The sequence below is a fragment of the Providencia sp. SP181 genome (assembly GCF_050446505.1).
GTDB classification, from domain to species: domain Bacteria; phylum Pseudomonadota; class Gammaproteobacteria; order Enterobacterales; family Enterobacteriaceae; genus Providencia; species Providencia vermicola.
On the sequence record NZ_JBBPXM010000010.1, the window covers coordinates 48,698 to 65,701 of the forward strand.

General features: G+C 37.7%; 16 protein-coding genes. 9 read left to right on the top strand and 7 right to left on the bottom strand.

Features of this window, described 5'->3' with window-relative positions; genetic code table 11:
• Positions 1-11 precede the first annotated feature (11 nt).
• Genes AABS66_RS16250 through AABS66_RS16260 form a run of 3 tightly spaced genes read right to left on the bottom strand, consistent with a single transcriptional unit; the run spans position 12 to position 2,884 of the window.
• Entirely contained in the window at positions 12-1,448 is a 1,437-nt protein-coding gene (locus tag AABS66_RS16250; protein ID WP_272539481.1) for a protein kinase domain-containing protein, read from the bottom strand.
• The gene (locus AABS66_RS16255) at positions 1,448-2,200 is read right to left on the bottom strand and encodes a PP2C family serine/threonine-protein phosphatase (protein WP_206082981.1); all 753 of its coding nucleotides are present in this window, start codon (positions 2,198-2,200) and stop codon (positions 1,448-1,450) included. The genes AABS66_RS16250 and AABS66_RS16255 overlap by 1 nt, the downstream gene beginning before the upstream one ends.
• A gap of 3 nt (positions 2,201-2,203) precedes the next feature.
• Positions 2,204-2,884 (bottom strand): vWA domain-containing protein, encoded by a 681-nt coding sequence (locus AABS66_RS16260; protein ID WP_206082982.1) that lies wholly within the window; start codon positions 2,882-2,884, stop codon positions 2,204-2,206.
• Positions 2,885-3,678: 794 nt separating this feature from the next.
• On the opposite strand from AABS66_RS16260, the gene AABS66_RS16265 reads away from it, so the two are divergent.
• The 8 genes from AABS66_RS16265 (at position 3,679) to AABS66_RS16300 (ending at position 10,745) form a co-directional block, all read left to right on the top strand.
• A complete protein-coding gene (locus AABS66_RS16265) occupies positions 3,679-4,209 on the top strand; it encodes a fimbrial protein (RefSeq protein ID WP_272539482.1) in 531 nt (176 codons plus the stop codon).
• Between the two features lie 70 nt (positions 4,210-4,279).
• Positions 4,280-4,954, top strand: coding sequence for a fimbrial biogenesis chaperone (locus AABS66_RS16270; protein WP_206082984.1), 675 nt, complete (start codon positions 4,280-4,282; stop codon positions 4,952-4,954).
• A complete protein-coding gene (locus AABS66_RS16275; RefSeq protein ID WP_272681770.1) occupies positions 4,929-5,492 on the top strand; it encodes a fimbrial protein in 564 nt (187 codons plus the stop codon). The genes AABS66_RS16270 and AABS66_RS16275 overlap by 26 nt, the downstream gene beginning before the upstream one ends.
• A 5-nt stretch (positions 5,493-5,497) precedes the next feature.
• A complete protein-coding gene (locus AABS66_RS16280; protein ID WP_272539483.1) occupies positions 5,498-6,043 on the top strand; it encodes a fimbrial protein in 546 nt (181 codons plus the stop codon).
• 19 nt (positions 6,044-6,062) lie between these two features.
• On the top strand, positions 6,063-6,776 hold the full coding sequence (locus AABS66_RS16285; RefSeq protein WP_430225178.1) for a fimbrial biogenesis chaperone: 714 nt from the start codon (positions 6,063-6,065) through the stop codon (positions 6,774-6,776).
• The gene (locus tag AABS66_RS16290) at positions 6,776-7,525 is read left to right on the top strand and encodes a fimbrial biogenesis chaperone (RefSeq protein ID WP_430225179.1); all 750 of its coding nucleotides are present in this window, start codon (positions 6,776-6,778) and stop codon (positions 7,523-7,525) included. Before AABS66_RS16285 ends, AABS66_RS16290 begins: the two co-directional genes overlap by 1 nt.
• A gap of 37 nt (positions 7,526-7,562) precedes the next feature.
• Positions 7,563-10,142, top strand: a complete 2,580-nt coding sequence (locus AABS66_RS16295; RefSeq protein ID WP_241016790.1) for a fimbria/pilus outer membrane usher protein — start codon at positions 7,563-7,565, stop codon at positions 10,140-10,142.
• A 186-nt stretch (positions 10,143-10,328) separates the two neighbouring features.
• Entirely contained in the window at positions 10,329-10,745 is a 417-nt protein-coding gene (locus tag AABS66_RS16300; protein ID WP_430225180.1) for a hypothetical protein, read from the top strand.
• A gap of 69 nt (positions 10,746-10,814) precedes the next feature.
• On the opposite strand, the gene purT is transcribed toward AABS66_RS16300, so the two are convergent.
• The 3 genes from purT to AABS66_RS16315 all read right to left on the bottom strand — a co-directional run bounded on the left by purT (position 10,815) and on the right by AABS66_RS16315 (position 14,164).
• On the bottom strand, positions 10,815-11,993 hold the full coding sequence (gene purT / locus AABS66_RS16305; RefSeq protein WP_430225181.1) for a formate-dependent phosphoribosylglycinamide formyltransferase: 1,179 nt from the start codon (positions 11,991-11,993) through the stop codon (positions 10,815-10,817).
• A 126-nt stretch (positions 11,994-12,119) separates the two neighbouring features.
• The gene (gene rarD / locus AABS66_RS16310) at positions 12,120-13,046 is read right to left on the bottom strand and encodes an EamA family transporter RarD (protein ID WP_272539489.1); all 927 of its coding nucleotides are present in this window, start codon (positions 13,044-13,046) and stop codon (positions 12,120-12,122) included.
• Positions 13,047-13,216: 170 nt separating this feature from the next.
• Complete coding sequence (locus AABS66_RS16315; RefSeq protein WP_272574253.1) at positions 13,217-14,164, bottom strand: aminoimidazole riboside kinase; 948 nt, start codon at positions 14,162-14,164, stop codon at positions 13,217-13,219.
• A gap of 162 nt (positions 14,165-14,326) precedes the next feature.
• On the opposite strand from AABS66_RS16315, the gene AABS66_RS16320 reads away from it, so the two are divergent.
• Positions 14,327-15,784 (top strand): glycoside hydrolase family 32 protein, encoded by a 1,458-nt coding sequence (locus tag AABS66_RS16320; RefSeq protein ID WP_206082993.1) that lies wholly within the window; start codon positions 14,327-14,329, stop codon positions 15,782-15,784.
• A 33-nt stretch (positions 15,785-15,817) separates the two neighbouring features.
• Here AABS66_RS16320 and AABS66_RS16325 read toward each other — a convergent pair whose 3' ends face one another.
• Positions 15,818-16,813 carry a LacI family DNA-binding transcriptional regulator gene (locus AABS66_RS16325; protein ID WP_272681776.1) on the bottom strand — a complete coding sequence of 332 codons (996 nt, stop codon included), beginning with the start codon at positions 16,811-16,813 and terminating at the stop codon, positions 15,818-15,820.
• Positions 16,814-17,004 lie beyond the last annotated feature (191 nt).

The following is a 17,004-nucleotide window of genomic DNA, read 5'->3' on the forward strand; positions in this document are numbered from 1 at the left end:
GTCATCCTTCCTTATGGCTTTTTGGTCAAAATCGATTTGATGGGTAAAAAGAGCCCCAACCAGAAAAATAAGCCCAGTCCCAATATGCTGACTAAAGTAATAAGACTCAGAGCCATATCAGCCCCTAAATTTTCCTGCGCCCAATGTTGATAAAAAGTCGCAGGTGATAATGTTTCGGGTTTCATGTTTTGAGTAATGCGACTAATAATAAACGCCATCAATAAGGGAACAGCGATAGCAAAAAATGTGTAAATATGTACCTTTTTAATCGCCGTAAACCACGCTGGTGGTGTAAAGGTAATTGGCGGTGCAGGTTGAGGACGAACAACTCGACGAGTTTGCGTTTGCCCCCTAACTTGTGTTTTATACACATTTTTTTGCTGCCGTGTTTTTTGTAATGCTTCACTGGCAACTTTTAATTGCTTAACCCGTTCACAGGCAGCACATTTCAATCCAACAAAATATTGATGTTCTTTATTTTTGCTACATACCACCATCTTTTTCTGGCTACGCAGTGCATAAGTGCGTAAACACTGTACCCACTCGGCTGCACTTGGCCTTTGCGCTGGAGAGCCACTAAACGCTTTATCAAATAATTGGCGAATATCATTAGGTAAGAAAGTATGTCCACTGGTTGGCACAGGGCTTATCCCTTGATGCGCCTTTACCCCATAGGCATAATATTTTCCTGCAATTCGGCTGGGTAAATCATTTGGCACTTGATTATGCAAAGGTCGACCAGAAAATGGATGAATGCCAAAATTCAATAATTGAAATAAAATCACGGCCAATGAAAATCGGTCTTGCTGGGATTCTTGAGATTGAGGAACACTTTTGGCGTGTTGAAATTCAGGGGCAAGGTAATCGACCGTAAATTGACCTGCGGCAAAACGTTCTTTTTCCCCTTGAATACTAAAGCCATCACAATCTAACATTGATACATATAAGCTTTCCCGATAAAAACGCAAATTCACGGGTTTCATGTCAATGATAAAGTGGTTTTGTTGATGAATCGCCTCAACCAATATTGCCAAATTGGTTGCGAGTTGAATTTTAGCCCCCAATCCAACGGGTAAATTATTTTCCCTCGCCTGCCTTTCTTGCAAAATATATTCAAGCTCAATGGATGCTCTCACATCCAGCTCAGGCATAACGAAACCAACAAACTGTTTTTTCTGGTTAAATAACTGGCTGATTGGCCATGCCAACTGAACGACGGGAATTGCAGTATCAGTAATCGGCGGTAAACTCGGCTTTAATGCTAACATTGCTGATGTCTTTCGACGATATAACGCTTTATCAATTTTATCGTGGTAAAGCTTAGCGACTTGCCCCTTCGCTGATGCAATATGATAAACACTGCCCGCCCCACCGCTTTTAATTAATTTACCCAGCTGGATAACTTGCCCTTGCCCATCGACAAGTTTTATCTTATTAACCACCGCCATTACATTTCCCTAAATGCTACAAATAAGGTTTTATCATCCCCAGTGATTGAATAAGTGCGAGGGTCATCAAGCGTCCCTTTTAGTGCTTCACTTCCCGTTTGCTCATCATTTTGCTGTAAAAAACGAGTGACAGGCTCAATAAAAGGGAGATAAAGCGCGTCACATTGTTTATTCATAGCAAAGGGTTGTACGCCATCAGACATTAAAATGATCCGCTCTATTTTTGTAACGATAGGCGTAATACGTAAGTGTTCCTGCCAATCACTTGAGGTTAAAAACCACGTTTGATTGGCATACTCCCCATTTTCTGGCACGGAAACCTTATCAATAAGACGCCCATTTTGTTGGTAAGAAGCGATGGCTACCCCATCGCCTAAATGAAAAAGAAAGCCTTGGCGTTTGCCAACCCATGCAGCGACAAGTGTGCAAGCAAAATCCTTTAACTCACCCTGCTTATCATTTGCAAGGGAAACCAATTGTTCACGAATAGCACTCAGTGTACGAAGAATAACAGGTTGTATTTCTTCAACACTTAAATAGTCAACATGACCAAATTCAGAAATTCGCTGAACAAATAACCTTGAAACATAACGTGAACCAATCTCACTATAACGAGCAGACCCTGCACCATCACATACACAAGCCGCTAAGCCATTTGTGGTATGTTCCACAGACCATGCATCTTGACAAGGCTGGTTATTTTCCCGATGAGAGTGCCCTTGAACTGATGCGCAATAAATTGACCAACTCATACGTTATACCGACACTGTAGACCAGCTATCCGTTGAAGGGAGTTGAGCTTGCCCACCTGGTGTCGATTGGGAAACCACCTGCATACTCGCACTCAACCACAAAAAGAGTTCTTTAAATTGCAATCCTTTTAGCTTTTTCACGCCATTCAAGCCTGCAATACTGAACTCCCCCATAACTTGCGCACTTGCCCCATCAACCATAATAGGGAACATCGCCACTTTTTGATCTTTTTGCGCTTGGCGACAAACTTGTGCCGATTCTTCCCATAAATCTGTAGGAGCACCATCTGACATTAAAAATAACCAAGGACGGGTATAAGCGACGCCCGCTTGGCGAAAACGTTGTTTTTCAGCTTCTATTTCATCTAACGCCACCATAACAGCTTGCCCTGTTGGTGTTGTCCCATTCGCTTCTAATATAGGTGCAGTAAAATCCATGGCATCACACCAATCACCAATAATCGAACATTGGTCGTTTCCACCATATTGAATAACAAGGATCCTAACCCGCTTTGCCGCAATAACATCATCCTTCAATTCTTTTTCGAGTATCTGTAAACCTGCATTTAATTCATTTATCGGCTCGCCGTACATACTGCCAGAACAATCTAATACTAAAACCAATGGTGTTCGTTGCTCACTGTTATCAACTAGAGCAACATCAGGAATGATAAGTTGACTCATGCACTTTCCTTATTTTATTGGGACGAAAATACCAATATACAGAATCACACCACGAATGAAACTAAGAAAAAAAGAGGAATAGATAAATATAATAAGAATAATCTCAAGAATATGATAACTTTTATCTCTTATATATTTTATCTTAAATGAGAATCCTCCTAAGTATTTAAACCTAAAAAATTAACCAATATAATTAAAAAAAAGAAAAACAATGAATATTTATAAAAATACCAGCTTAAAACTAAATGTTTCTAACATCCATTATTCATTAGTAATATCCCTTACTTATACGCACGATAAGCGTAAAAAAGAGAGACAAATTATGAATAATTGTTAATATAAGATTTATAGTCTTTATTTACAACCAAAATGGACAGTTTTCAGAATAAAAACCCGATAAAGACAATGAAATTTAACTTAAGAAAATGAATAAAATTACAATACATTGAAATAAAACAAAAATAACATTTAGAAAACTATTAAAAAGCACTATAAAATTATTTTCACCTAGTTTGACAACAATAATGAGTACAACTAATATTAACCCCGTAGTCAGCGAGCAAGAGTTCGCAAATACTCAGAAAAAAACAAACTTTAAATTAAGCCGAAATAAATACTGTCTATTTAAATGAGATGGAAAATAAATTTAAATATTTATAATTTTCAAATCAAAAAAAATAGCAAGATTTAATGCTATTAAAGCAAATAAAAGCTTAATTGATATCTCTAAAAATTAGATACAAGAAACTTTAAATTTTTAAATTATCTATCTCACATACTTAGGAATGATTATTATGAAATTAAATAAACTTGCTTTCATCGGTGCTTTAACCGTTGCAACTCTTTCTTCACAAGCTTTTGCTGCACAAGATGCAACAGTAAACTTCAATGCTCGTTTAGTTGCTGCAACATGTGATATCAGCGCATCTAAATCTTTAGTTAATTTAGGTACGCACTCAATTGAAAAAATTACTGATATCAACAAAGCATTAGCAGAATCAAACTTCAACTTAGTATTAAACAAATGTACTAAAACTTATTCTGATGACACTACTGCAACAGAAGTTTCAATTCTAGCAACAGGTGAAGCTTTAACAGGTCACTCTGATATGTTTGCAGATGCTCAAGCATCACAAGTTGGTGTTAAATTAAAAGCAGGTACAACTGAGTTAACACCTAATGCAGAAACTACTATCAATAACCTGAAAATTTTAGGTGAGAACGACTATATCGTTGAAGTAACTGCTGGTTTATATGCAACAACTAAAGATGCAGTCGCTCAAACGTTAAATGTTCCAGTAACTTTCAGCGTTGCATACGACTAATAACTACTTTTGTTAATTAGCTAGTTGAGCAGGCAGTATTTATTTACTGCCTGCAATAAAGGAAATAAAAATGACAAAATTAAAATCCTTATTTTTTATCTTATTAACTTTTTCATTTGCAACCCAAGCGGGTGTTGGCTTAAGCCAAACACGTATCGTTATTGAGGAAGCAACGAATTCAGCCTCTATTTCAGCACGAAATGAAGATGACAAGTCTTATTTAGTCGCTAATTTTATTACACAACAATTAGATAGCAAAACAGCTACTGAAGGTTTATTTGTTATTACGCCTTCAATTTTCAAATTAACGCCGAAACAACGCAATATCATTAAAATTAAGGCTATTACAAGTAAGTTTCCAAAAGATAGAGAGTCAATGTACTACTTTCACTCTCGTAATGTACCCGAATTAAACGAAAATGATGGTGTGAAAGTCGGCTTAGAAAATGTCATTAAGGTTTTCTATCGCCCAACAAATTTATCGATGCCACAAGAAACAGCTTTTAAAAATATAAAAACAAAAAGTACTGCAAACGGTATTAAGTTAATTAATGATTCACCTTACTACGTCAATTTAGCTGGATTATTTGTTAACAATAAAAGCATCAAACTCAATAAACAAAATAATGTGTTGGCCCCATTCTCTGAAATAAGCTATCCAAGCCAAATAAAGAATGGAGCAGTGAAATGGGCTGTTATCAATGATCTTGGAGGATATAATGAATACCATGGGACGGTTCAGTAAAATAGTACTCGCTCTATGTGTTATCCTATTTTCAAGTCAACTTGTTGCCCAAAACGGACAAATACAGTTCAAAACCCGGATTACAAAAGGAACTTGCGAATTCGACGATAACAGTGATTTAAATAAAACTATCGACTTTAATAAAATTGGAGTCCTTATTGCATCAGAGGTTGATGGGCAACCAATTAAAAAACCGATTTTAACTGAAAATTTCTCTTACACCATTATTTGTAAAAACTTCCCTGCTAATACTGAGAAGAATATAAAAGTAAAATCAAAATCAGCTGCTTCAACACTATTTAGCAATGGAATGTTTTACGGATCAAATGATACAACTAAAACGGGTTTTTTACTTGAATCATGTAACAAAAGCAACCAAACTTGTAAGGAAGTGAATGAAGAAGGTGTTGCTACTTTTCCATCCACAACCAGTGACTCAGTTGAAGTTAATTACCGAGTAAGTCTAGTAAAACGCGAAAATGGTGTAAAACCAGGTGATTCTAACGCTGCCGTGATTTTTGAATTTTATCAGGATTAGGTGTCATGAAAAAAATAGAACAAGTATTAATCACTTTTTTAATGTTTTTCATGTATTTCCCTGCAATAGCGGCTGATGATTACATGGTTAGATATGAATTCTCTGTTTTATTTTTAGCTAAAACTTGTGATATTGATGTTCCTTCTGAAATATTACTGGGTAATCAAGCAGGTATCACCACCGTAACAGAAATTAAAAATGATAGCGTAACCAAAAGCTTTACCATTGGTTTGAAAAACTGTAACAACCAATCGCAAAGTACGGCACTGGTTTATCTGTCATCAGGTAATACATTGAACGGAAGTAATAATTTTTTCAATGATGATCCAAACGGTGTTATTGGGGTTCAATTATTAGATGGAAATCGTGTTATCAATATTAACGGAAACCCTTTGGGTAAACCCAGTCCAGCATCAGTTATCTGGGAGAATATTGAAAGCACCAGCGCAACGAAAAACATCAATGCTAAGTTACGTTGTGTAGTAGATAATTGTGAACCTAATGAAGGTGATTTCTCTGCAACATTAACTATTGGTTATTACGCCGATTAATAATAAAGCGGAAATTTACATGAAGAAGATGGTAAAAGCTTTTCTGGGAATTTTTTTTATTACCCAAAGTTCTGTTGCTGCTGTTTCACTAGATCACTCAAGAGTTATATTTACTCAAGGTGATAAAAGTCAAAGTGTAAGCGCTTATAACACAGCAAATAAAAAATACCTGATTCAAAGCTTAGTTTTTTCTGACTTAAGTTCAGAAAACGAACCAAGCCATAATTTCACGGTAATACCACCAATCGTAACATTAAATGAAAACTCTAATAATGCATTAAAAATCCTGCCAAAGGGATTGAATGAACTACCACAAGATAGAGAGTCGTTATTTTATTTGATGGTTAATTTTATACCTGAGACAACAAAAAAAAATAATGATCAAAATAATCAAATAAATACAAAATTTAATTTATCTACAAAGATAGTCATAAAAATGTTTTACCGTCCAACTGGCATTAAAGGTAATGTAAAAAACTATATTAATGAACTAACAGCTAAGCAGTCTGGGAATAAAATTATTATCAACAACCCATCTCCTTATCATTTTACGTTAGTTAATATCAAAATGGACAATGAGTCATATAACAGTGATAGAGCACCTATGGTCGCCCCTTTTTCTACAATTGAGATACCAGCAAATAAAAAAGTATCGAAATTAGAATGGGACATGATTAATGACTACGGAGGGGAAACCCCACTACAGCCAGTAATATTAGGTGGAACTAAATAATGATAAAAAATAAATTACTAATATTTTTTCTTTTGTCTGTTTGCTTGCCAGTAGCCGTATTAGCAAAATCGCCTACAGGCTTTGATTTTCTGCTTAAAAGATACGTCTATAACGAAAGTAATAAAAGTGGTATCAGTATCGAGATACTGAATGGAAACGACAAAAGTTATTTAATGGAAGCCTGGATAGCAAACGTTGATAAAGAAACGTTACTACCAAAAGAAAAAAAAGAGACTGAAATAGTTCCTTTTATTATCTTACCACCATTAAAAAATATGGGACCAGGATCCCAAACCTCATGGAATATAAGGCGTACAGGTATTGATATTAATGGCGTTAATATGCCAAAAGATAGAGAAAGTCTCTTTTGGATTGGAATCAGGGGCATTCCTAGTGAAGAAAAATCAAAAGAAGAAAATAGTATTCAGTTAAATGTTATCCCTAATTTCTACTTTAAACTACTGTACCGTCCAAAAGAAATTCAAAATTTAAAAACGAGTGACTTAGCTAAAAAAGTTAAACTAAATCAAAATAGCAGTGTATTAACAATAGAAAACCCAACACCTTTTTATTTAACATTTGATTATTTAAAAGTTGCAGGGCATGAAATTAAAAATGGCGAAAGAGAAATAACATTGACACCTTTTTCAACAAAGGAAGTCACGCTACCAAACAATAAAGTTGGAAAGATCGAGTGGCGATTCACGGATGAATATTTGATGGAATTAGATAAAGAGTCCTTAAATTAAATTTCAGTTGAAATATTATTAACTATAACGATTGACGATGAATGGTGATGCTGTGAAAGGGATGAAATTTAAAATAATAGCATTAGAAGTTTTTGCATGTTGTTATGCAATGACTCCTGCTTTTGCACACGCCGAATCTTATTTCGATCCCGGCCTGTTAATGCATGGTAGTGGTATTGATATCAATCAAATCAATTTAAACGATTTCGTACAAAACAACACCCTAACACCTGGTACTTATGACGTCACCATCAACGTTAATATGATCCCTTCAGGGGAGTTGAGTATCCCATTTACTAAAGCTGATGGTGATAAAGTTTCTCCCGTTTTTACTATTGAGCAATTGCAAAAACTCGGTATTAATACCTCTGCAGTGCCAAGTTTAAGGGGCTTAGCTGAAACCACCGAGATTGCTAACTTATCTGACTATATTACTGATGCTTCGGTCACTTTTGATGTGCAAACCTTGACTGTCAATTTGTCTATCCCACAAATTGCGATGGTACCTAATTTTACAGGTTATGTTCCGCCAGATGCTCGCGATGATGGTGTAACAGCGTTAATTATGAATTATGTACTTAACTACAGTAATAACCGTCAGCTTTCCAAATACCACCAAAAAGCAAGCACCTCAGATTCAATATTTACGAATATTAACGTGGGGATTAACTTTGGTGCATGGCGCTTAAGAACGAGTTATTTGTACAACTACAGTAAAAATAGCGGAGCCTCAAGTTACAGTGATTCTGATTTCTCAAATACTTATGTATACAGAACCATTAATGCGATTAAATCAACCTTAAGAGCCGGTGAAATTTCATCTGGTGGTACAATTTTTGATTCAATCCCAATGAAAGGGGCGAGTTTAAAGTCAAACCCAAACCTTAATCCGAATAGCATGCAAGGGTATGCCCCTGTTGTTGAGGGTTTTGCCAACTCAAATGCGACAGTGACTGTACGTCAAAATGGTAGTGTTGTTTACCAAACGTTCGTTGCACCAGGTAGATTTGTGATCCGAGATATTCCTGCCAGTGGTTTAGCTGGGGATATGGAGGTCACCATTGAAGAAGAAAATGGTAAGCAAACGGTTTATACACAAGCTTATTCATCATTACCAATGATGGAAAGACAGGGTATGTACAACTATGAAATTGTTGCAGGCCGCTATAACGGAGGTATCGCTACGGACTCCAAAAGAAAAACATTTACCTTAGGTACGTTCAGTGTTGGTTTACCATACAACATAACGAGTTACGGTGGTTTATTGGTCTCCAATGGTTATAACTCTATCGTGGGGGGGCTTGGCTTTTCTTTAGGTGTACTCGGCGCTTTATCTACGGACGTGACTCATTCTGATGCGAAATTTTCTAATCAGCGCTTAAAAGGGCAATCTTACCGTATTCGTTATTCGAAAAGTTTACTCTCAACAGGAACATCGTTTGACTTAACAGCATTACGTTATACCACAGAAAATTTTTATTCATTCTCTGACTATAACAATACGGGTTACGATATTAAAGAGGGGTTAGCGCCGTGGACAGGCTCAAGGCAGCGTTATAGTTTCCAAACATCAATTAGCCAGTCTTTTGATTCTTATGGTTCTTTATCATTAAGAGCAGCGAAAAATACCTATTGGGGTGGGCAAAGCTCAAACACCTCTGTTGGTATGTCATACAATAATAACTACAAGGGTGTATCTTACAGCTTAAGTTATATGGTTGACCGCGTGAAAAGCTACAATAACTCATGGCCAGAAAACCGTGTTGTTTCTTTAGATATTTCAGTACCTTTAAGCTTACTGACGAATAGCGAGATGGCTCAAACCATGAGTGCTCGCTATGGTATCAGCGTTGATAACCATGGTGAAACACGAAACCAAGCAGGTTTGACGGGAAGTGCGCTGGAAAATAAATTCAGCTACGGTTTATACCAAAACTATAACAGCCAAGGTAGTAACTACGGCGGTAGCGTAAATGGCACATACTCAGCAGATAACTCCACATTATCAGCAGGTTATAGTTATTCTGACTCGAACCGTACAATGAATGCAAGTATGAGCGGCGGAATGATCGCCCATTCAGATGGTATCTCACTATCCCCAAGTGTGGGTGATACTCTCGCTATCATCACTGCGGATGGTGCTAGAGGTGCAGAACTCACCATGGGTGCCAAGTTTGACCGTTTTGGGAACGCGATTATTCCACAGTTAGCAAGCAACGCGGCGAACCAGATTTCAGTCAACGTTAATACGTTGCCAGATGATACTACCTTTAAAGATACCTCAATGATGGTGTACCCAACGGAAGGGGCAATCATCAAACGTAACTTTAAAACGAAAATTGGTTACCAAGCCATGATTAATATTAACACAACGGGAAAAATGCCACCATTTGGGGCGATTGCAACACTCGTCTCTACTGATAAAAATAATGATATTAATACAGGTATTGTTGGCTCTAATCATCAGCTGTACATGAGTGGTTTACCTGATTCAGGAAAACTGAATATCAAGTGGGGTAATCAAGGTGATCAATGTTCAATCAGCTATGCTTCATTGGAAAGTATTGCTGTCACCGCTGACTCACCAGTTAGAACAATAACAGCTGAGTGTAAATAATAAATATTCACTGTCAAATTGACGAGCAAAAGAATAGCTATGAAAAAAATGACATCCTATTTCTCATTTTCACACAAAGTGGCATCCGGCTTTCTACTAGCGCTTTTATTTGGAGCACGCACTTCTGGTATTCGCAGCAGATAAGCTAACCGTTCGTGCGGGGCAGATAGGTTATTTAGTACCCAATTGGCGGGTAATAGAACCAACCAGTTGCTAGAAACGCGTCCTGCGTCAATGTCAATAGACTGTGTTACCACGGGTAAATTGCTGATGGTGTTATCCGCTAACCAACAACTGCATGGACAAAGCAATGCAGTAACTGGATCAAGTACTAACCTTGCAGGTATGGCATTAGACTCGGTGACAGGTAACTCATCTAACTCGACTGAACGCCCTTATATCGTGACGTCGAAAGTTCCACCGTCTTCAGATATCTGTAGAAGAGGAAACTCAGATGCTTTAGTGTATTATGACCGTATAAAGCTAGGGGATATTGCCACCACCAATTTACGCCAAAACCTATACTTTAACCTTTGCCAAAATGGGAACGTACAAGCGGGTGGCTATAGAGGTAGCATCGACGTCTCTTTCTACCTTGAATAATCGCTTGTTATTATTTTCATTTTTTGGCCCATTAATTTTTATATTAAAGGGCCATTTTTCATATCATATCTAACCTGACACATTTACTGCACTTGCCGCTTTTTTTGCCCTTTCGAGTGCTTTTTCGATTGAATCTGCAATGGCTAACGCAACACCCAACCTGCGAGTTCCTGCAATTTCAGGCTTACCAAACAAACGCAGTTGGATATCAGAATCGAATGCATTCTTAATATTAGAGAACACCACATTTTGGCTATGAAGTTCAGGTAAAATAACCGCAGAAGCACTTGGGCCATATTGGCGAACGTTACCAATAGGGAAACCTAGAAATGCACGTACATGTAAGGCAAATTCAGAAAGATTTTGCGAAATCAGCGTCACCATTCCAGTATCATGAGGGCGTGGGGATACTTCATTAAAAATGATGTCATCACCACACACAAATAACTCAACGCCAAACAAGCCGTAACCACCTAACGCAGAAACGATTTTTGCAGCAACATCTTGAGCCTTTTTCAGCGCTTTCTCGCTCATCACTTGCGGCTGCCAAGATTCGCGATAGTCACCTTTTTCTTGACGATGTCCTACAGGAGCACAAAAATGGATCCCATCTACAGCGCTAACCGTTAACAGGGTAATTTCAAAATCAAAATTGACCATTTTCTCAACAATGACTCGACCTTGCCCTGCGCGCCCCCCCTCTTGAGAATAATGCCACGCCTTTTCTAAGTCCACATTTGAACGAATGACACTTTGCCCTTTTCCTGATGAACTCATGACGGGCTTTACAATACATGGAAAACCCATTTTTTCAGCGGCTTCAATAAAATCTGATTTATTTTCTACGAAATAATATTCCGATGTAGGTAAACCTAATGTTTCAGCAGCAAGACGACGGATACCTTCTCTATCCATTGTTAAAAAAACGGCTTTTGCAGAAGGGACGATTTTTTGCCCTTGCTCTTCGAGTTCAACTAACGTTTGGGTCGCAATTGCTTCAATTTCAGGCACAATAAAATCAGGCTTTTCTGCGATCACTAACTGTTTTAGTGCCTCACCATCCAGCATATTGATGACGTGGCTACGGTGAGCAATGTGCATAGCGGGTGCATTTTTATAGCGGTCTACTGCAATCACTTCGATACCTAAGCGTTGGCATTCAATGGCAACTTCCTTACCTAACTCCCCTGCGCCCAGTAACATAACTTTTGTTGCAGATGCACAAAGTGCCGTACCTAACTGTTCCATGATTGATGACCTTATATGCGAAAATAATACCGATGATTATATACGCAAACGTTTGCTTTTGCTATCCACGTAATAAAAAGGCCATGATAAAACATATTCGTGTCTTGAAATTAAATGAAATATTGTCTAATTCTGCGGGGTTTCATCTCGCCCGGTAATAAAAGGTTCTTTTTGGGAAAATTTGGCATATTGCTTATGCAATAAAGCCAAAATACAAAATAGTAAACCAATCCAGATTAATGCAAAGCTAATCCCTTTAACCCAATCAAACAGTTCATTAAACAAGAACACAGCGAGTAAAAATTGGATAGTTGGCTCTATATATTGGGCCAAACCAATAACAGTGAGTGATGTGCGTTTGATAGCCGCAGTAAAAAACAGCAAGGGAATAATCGTCACAGGTGCCGCTAACATATACAAAATACGAAGCTGCCAATCTCCCGCCTCCACTGCACTTAACCCTTTTGACGATAACCACCAAGTAATACCCATTGCAATAGGCAACAACCATAATGCTTCTAAAAACAATGAAGTAATAACATCAAACCGAATAAATTTACGGATCAATCCATATACCGCAAACGCACTCCCCATCACGAGTGCTAAAATAGGCAATTCACCATATTGCCAGATTTGATAACCAACCCCAGACAAAATAAACGTAACGGCCATTTTTTCCGCAAAAACTAACCTTTCACGTAAAAAAACAACACCGAGCAAAATAGAGAATAATGGATTGATAAAATAGCCCAAACTTGCGGCTAACACTTGCCCATGAGTGAGTGCATAAGTGAATGTGGTCCAAGAGATAGCCATAATGGACGAACTAAAAAGGCAAAGGATAATGGACTTTTTATCAACCCATACTTGTTTCCATATTGTTTTATTTTTAATGACTAAACGGATTAAAAATAGCAATGGAATTGACCAAATAAGACGTTGGGCAAGGAGTTCTAGCGGTTCAGCTTCAGGAAGCAGCCGATAAAATAAGGGCGTTATTCCCCATAAAATATAGGAAAAAATAGCTAGAGCCACACCTGAACGCAGCAACATAATATAGCCTACAATAAAGTCAAATAAGGTAAAATTTGCTCCACATCATACGCCAATATAAAGAAAATAAAATGTTACTAACGCTCATTCTAAAGCTATCTATTTAAGATTATATGCAAATAAAAAATAGCATATAAAGCCAAATTTTATTTGCACGTTAACTCTTCACATTAAAAAATCTGTTTTTGGTGCAATGGCGGCTGCTGCTGCATAAATTCAACAAGCTCTTGAGACGTTGGCGCTGCGGAAATTGCCCCTTTTTTAGTTGTGGCTAAAGCCCCACAAGCTGTTGCCTGAGAAATAATCTTCATCAAATTATCTTTTGTATTAGCCATGCCATATTGATTAATTGCCGCTAACAATCCAGCCATAAAAGCATCTCCAGCGCCCGTGGTATCAATACTATCGACTAAATAAGCACTTACTGAAAAATGATACTCTGTCGTAAATACCCTGCACCCTTGCGAACCTTGCGTCACGACCTTAAGCTCCGCAGGATAATCACGCAATTTTTCAACCGCCTTATCAAATAGGCTCTCACCCGTTAACCAAAGTAATTCATCATCAGAAAGCTTTAAAATGTCCGCCTGTTTTGCAAAGGTGTCCACAACTTGATGCATTTCTTCGTGATCTTCCCACATTTGTGGACGAATATTTACATCAAAACTTAATCGGCCCCCAGCTTGCTTAATTTGAATTAACCCTTCCGTTAATGATGTACGGCATATTGGGTGAACAAGCGCGAGTGAGCAAAAATGCAATATATCCTGACCAAACTGAGGTAAGTTTTTTGAACTTAAAAATTGATCTGCTGAAGGCGAAACTAAAAAAGTAAACTCACGTTCGCCATTTTCATGTAATGAAACTAATACTGTACTTGTTCGATATTCTTCATCAAATTCCATGGCCTGTGTATCAACACCTAGGTCAAATAAGGTTTTTTGCATAAAATGACCAAATGTATCTTCTCCGACTCTACCAATAAATCCGCTTGGATGGCCAAGCTTAGCAACGCCAGCCGCAACATTGACAGGGGCCCCCCCTGCACAAGCTTGATACCGCATATTTTCTAATGGAATTAAATCAATAACAGCATCGCCCAATGACCATATTTTCATATTTTCACCTTTTTAGTTTCCGACCAGGAAAATTTAAGCTAGTAAATCTAAGTTGTTAACGTTAACATAAAGTATAAAGTGATCGATTAGAAAACACACGTATTATCTCACCCCATTTTATCCATTTCAGATTTGTTATAGCAAAAAGGTTAGGGATCCATTATGGAAAAACAGATTGAACGAGCAAATCAAGCCATTAAAAAAAATGCAAAACAGCTAAATACCCTGTTTTATCCGCACTATCATTTAGCACCACAATCAGGTTGGATGAATGACCCTAATGGATTAATTTATCATCAAAACCTATACCATGCTTTTTACCAACATCATCCCTACAGTTCCGTGTGGGGGCCAATGCACTGGGGTCATGCAACAAGCACTGATATGGTACATTGGCAACACCAACCGATAGCGCTTGCTCCGAGTGAGGACTATGACCGTGATGGCTGTTTTTCTGGCTCAGCCGTCAGTCACGAAGGTAAACTGTATTTATTTTACACGGGCCATATTTGGCTAGCCGAAGAAGGCGATGACAGCCAAATTCAGCAATCTCAATGCTTAGCAGTAAGTAATGATGGCATTCATTTTGTGAAAAAAGGTATTGTTCTTCCCGCCCCTGAGGGATACATGCACTTTCGCGATCCAAAAGTGTGGCAACAAGAGGGCAAATGGTGGATGGTTGTTGGTGCAAGGGATACATTTGACCAAGGGAAAATTCTGTTATTTAGCTCAATGGATTTACTTCACTGGGATCCTAATTTTCAGATACTCGCTAAAACAGATGACAAAAATGTCTACATGTGGGAATGCCCTGACTTCTTTCCACTCGATGACCAATTTATTGCTTTATTTTCTCCTCAAGGAAAAAAAGCAATAAATTTCCAATACAGAAACCTCTATCAAAATGGTTACCTTATTGGGCGTTGGTCTCCCAATTCACCTTATAAGATTACCCAACCCTTTACTGAATTAGATTTTGGACAAGATTTTTATGCACCTCAAACTTTTTTAGCAAAAGATGGGCGCCGTATTGCGATAGCATGGATGGATATGTGGGAAAGTCATATGCCTTCAAATAAACATGGATGGTCAGGTTGTTTCACATTACCAAGGGAGCTTACCTTATCAAAACAAGGTAAAATTATCGCAAAGCCCATTCGTGAATTAAAAAAATTGCGGCGGTCAGCGGTCCATTTTCCAGAAATGTGCTTGCAAAAAAACACCACACTTTTGCTAAGTGAAGATGCGAGTAGCTGTGAAATTGAATTAATTTGGGACTTAACACAAAGTGCTTCAGCAGAAAAATTTGGTTTCTGGATTGGAAATGGGCTGCAATTTTATGTTGATAACCAAAGCCAGCAGTTAACATTAATGCGACACTATCCTGAATATATTATCAGTGATAGTCGTTGCGCACCTTTACCACAAGTCAAACAACTCAAAATTCATGCCTTCGTTGACCAATCTTGCCTCGAGATTTTCATCAATGAGGGTGCAATAAATTTTAGTTGCCGCATCTATCCAGAGCTACAGCAGAGAAAACTACAACTATTTACGATAAACCAGTCAGCGCACTTGAAAGAAGCTACTTATTGGCCGATAAACAACGCGATTGAATAAGTCGTTATGTTCGTTGGAATAGTTTGAATGCCGTTAAAATGAGCTGCGCTCAAGAAGGTCACATGCCACATATTGAATATCTTGTTGCTGACGCCCTTCTATTATGTGAAGCGCAGCTTGTTGCCCCAACTGATAGTGCGGCAATACAACTGTGCTCAATGGGGGATAAAATAAATGCCCCACCCCAATCATGTTATCGTAACCAAGAATGGCAATATCATTTGGGATATGTAAACCCCGACTTAATAAAATTTGATATGCTAAAAAAGCAACACGGTCATTTCCACAAATAATAACATCAAAATCAGGCTTATTATTTTGAAAATGAGAATCAATTAGAGAAATAATATCAATATAATGCTCATCGCCAAGCTCAAGATGATATTGCATCAAGTCTTCGTGCGGTAAATTAGCATTTCGCCATGCTGTTTCCACTGCTTCACGGCGTATTTTCCCTGCTAACGTCTCATATGGAATATATAAACATAATGGCTTTCGGTAACCTTTCTCTATTAATCGCTCCACCGCTCTGTATTGACCATTAAAGTCATCAGGAATATAAGCAGGGAACAATTTATTTTTATCAACGCAGTTCGCTAAAACCAACGGGCTTTGATGCAAAGCTTCAGGAATTGTGACTTCCCTTAATCCCATTGTCGTAAAAATAATACCATCAGGACGTTGAGACAATAGCTGTCGAACCGCCCTGTCGTTATCTTCCTTTGATGTAATATTCACAACAAAACTGTTCCAACCATATTGCCTAGCTGTTTGCTCTATTGACAAAATAATTTCAACAGAAAAAGGCGTCGTTGCTGTATCTAAAGCTAGTACCCCTACCGTTGAAACCTTAGAACTTTTTCCTCTAATTTTTCGCGCTGAAAAATCAGGAATGTAGTTGAGTGCATTAATTGCTAGCTGAACTTGTTTTAATGTATCTGGTTTTAACAATTCAGGGCTATTAATTGCCCTAGAAACTGTCATTAAAGATACATTTGCAAGTCGAGCAACATCTTTTAAAGAAGCCATTAAGTATATTCACTCAGTTAAAAAGGTTTGTAATAAATTCTACCATGTCAGAAGCAAAAAGCACCTTAACTTCCAAAACTACATATCGCCCCCCTTACTTAATAAAATCGCATAAAATATACTCCTTAGGCTTTTTATGACTTACTATTTAAGATATTATTGAGCCAGTCATAAAAATTTCAATCTGATTT

Excerpts from the sequence above, each read along its gene's own strand:
- AABS66_RS16250 (WP_272539481.1), bottom strand. The coding sequence starts at position 1,448 with ATGGCGGTGGTTAATAAGATAAAACTTGTCGATGGGCAAGGGCAAGTT.
- AABS66_RS16255 (WP_206082981.1), bottom strand. The coding sequence starts at position 2,200 with ATGAGTTGGTCAATTTATTGCGCATCAGTTCAAGGGCACTCTCATCGG.
- AABS66_RS16260 (WP_206082982.1), bottom strand. The coding sequence starts at position 2,884 with ATGAGTCAACTTATCATTCCTGATGTTGCTCTAGTTGATAACAGTGAG.
- AABS66_RS16265 (WP_272539482.1), top strand. The coding sequence starts at position 3,679 with ATGAAATTAAATAAACTTGCTTTCATCGGTGCTTTAACCGTTGCAACT.
- AABS66_RS16270 (WP_206082984.1), top strand. The coding sequence starts at position 4,280 with ATGACAAAATTAAAATCCTTATTTTTTATCTTATTAACTTTTTCATTT.
- AABS66_RS16275 (WP_272681770.1), top strand. The coding sequence starts at position 4,929 with ATGAATACCATGGGACGGTTCAGTAAAATAGTACTCGCTCTATGTGTT.
- AABS66_RS16280 (WP_272539483.1), top strand. The coding sequence starts at position 5,498 with ATGAAAAAAATAGAACAAGTATTAATCACTTTTTTAATGTTTTTCATG.
- AABS66_RS16285 (WP_430225178.1), top strand. The coding sequence starts at position 6,063 with ATGAAGAAGATGGTAAAAGCTTTTCTGGGAATTTTTTTTATTACCCAA.
- AABS66_RS16290 (WP_430225179.1), top strand. The coding sequence starts at position 6,776 with ATGATAAAAAATAAATTACTAATATTTTTTCTTTTGTCTGTTTGCTTG.
- AABS66_RS16295 (WP_241016790.1), top strand. The coding sequence starts at position 7,563 with ATGAATGGTGATGCTGTGAAAGGGATGAAATTTAAAATAATAGCATTA.
- purT (WP_430225181.1), bottom strand. The coding sequence starts at position 11,993 with ATGGAACAGTTAGGTACGGCACTTTGTGCATCTGCAACAAAAGTTATG.
- rarD (WP_272539489.1), bottom strand. The coding sequence starts at position 13,046 with ATGTTGCTGCGTTCAGGTGTGGCTCTAGCTATTTTTTCCTATATTTTA.
- AABS66_RS16315 (WP_272574253.1), bottom strand. The coding sequence starts at position 14,164 with ATGAAAATATGGTCATTGGGCGATGCTGTTATTGATTTAATTCCATTA.
- AABS66_RS16320 (WP_206082993.1), top strand. The coding sequence starts at position 14,327 with ATGGAAAAACAGATTGAACGAGCAAATCAAGCCATTAAAAAAAATGCA.
- AABS66_RS16325 (WP_272681776.1), bottom strand. The coding sequence starts at position 16,813 with ATGGCTTCTTTAAAAGATGTTGCTCGACTTGCAAATGTATCTTTAATG.